The sequence below is a fragment of the Ochrobactrum sp. SFR4 genome, from assembly GCF_019730395.1.
Taxonomy (GTDB): Bacteria; Pseudomonadota; Alphaproteobacteria; order Rhizobiales; family Rhizobiaceae; genus Pseudochrobactrum.
In genome coordinates this window covers 1-409 of record NZ_JAAPBB010000270.1, presented here as the reverse complement: position 1 = coordinate 409, position 409 = coordinate 1, and the positions used below count along the sequence as shown (strand labels likewise).

1 protein-coding gene is annotated in these 409 nt (G+C 48.2%); it reads left to right on the top strand.

What is annotated here, in order from left to right; all coding sequences use genetic code 11:
• Window positions 1–310 (top strand): M24 family metallopeptidase C-terminal domain-containing protein (locus tag HBA93_RS18935; protein ID WP_221724328.1); only part of this gene is annotated, 310 nt, incomplete at its 5' end.
• Between the last annotated feature and the right edge of the window lie 99 nt (window positions 311–409).

Below are 409 nucleotides of genomic sequence, written 5' to 3'. Positions count from 1 at the left end.
GGAACTCAAAACCGGTATGATCCTTTCCAATGAACCGGGCTATTACCGTCCGGGTGAATTTGGCATCCGTATTGAAAACCTGATCATCGTCAAAGAGCCAGAAGCAATTGATGGCGGCGATATCGCTATGCATAGCTTTGAGACACTGACCTTCTGCCCGATTGATCGTCGTCTCATTGATGTTTCACTGCTCAATGCAGACGAACTGGCATGGCTCAATGATTATCATGCGCAGACGCGCGACAAGCTGCTGCCGCATTGCTCGGAAGCTGAAAAGAACTGGCTGATTGCAGCGACTGCAGCGCTATAAATCATACCCGTTTGCACAAAGAAAAACCGGCGCATGCGCCGGTTTTTTATTATCTAACTCATACCGATCTCAGAACGGCATATATTGGCGTAACAACAC